We start from the raw sequence: 740 nt of genomic DNA, 5'->3' as shown, positions 1-740 counted from the left end.
CTGCTGCGGGATGTCGGTGTGCCGGAACCGGAACTGCGCGCCAGCCAATACCCCTGGCAACTTTCCGGCGGCTTGCGCCAGCGGGCGCTGATCGCCTCGGCGATTGCCTGCAATCCGCGGCTGATCATTGCCGATGAACCCACCACGGCACTGGATGCCACGGTGCAGGCCCAAGTCATCGCCCTGCTGGAGAGCCTGCGCGGTGAAGACAATGCACTGCTGATGGTCAGCCACGACCTGTCGGTGGTCTCGCGCCTGGCCGATCGCGTGGCCGTGATGCGCCACGGGGTGATCGTGGAGGAGGGCAGCACCGAACAGGTCCTGCAAGACCCGCGTCATCCGTATACCCAACTGCTGCTGCGGGCCGCCAAGGCCGTGCACTTCCAGCCTACGCGCCGGTTGCTCACGGCGGTGGAGCCCGAGCCGGCGCCCCAGGGCGAAATACTGCTTGAAGCACGCGAGCTGTCCAAAACCTTTGTCGGCCCCGACGGCAAAACCCGCACGGTGCTGAACCAGGTGTCGCTACAGCTGCGTCGCGGCGAGACGCTGGGGGTGGTGGGCGAATCGGGTTGCGGCAAGACCACCTTGACCCGGCTGATACTCGGCCTGGAAACCGCCGATGCCGGCGAGGTGTGGATCAAGGGCCAGCGCTGGTCCGACCTCGACGCCAGGCAAAAACGCGAAGCCCGGCGTGCGGTGCAAGTGGTGTTCCAGGACCCGCTCAGCTCCTTCGACCCACG

Annotated in this window: 1 protein-coding gene; it reads left to right on the top strand. The window is 66.8% G+C overall.

What is annotated here, in order from left to right:
- Positions 1–740: ATP-binding cassette domain-containing protein (locus tag HX846_RS38765; RefSeq protein WP_178967647.1), on the top strand; the 740-nt coding region annotated here is incomplete at both ends.

Origin of the sequence: Pseudomonas sp. K5002 (assembly GCF_013386655.1) — a bacterium.
Lineage (GTDB): Bacteria > Pseudomonadota > Gammaproteobacteria > Pseudomonadales > Pseudomonadaceae > Aquipseudomonas.
Note: the sequence above shows the minus strand (reverse complement) of the source record. Positions and strands in the feature narration are given on the sequence as shown.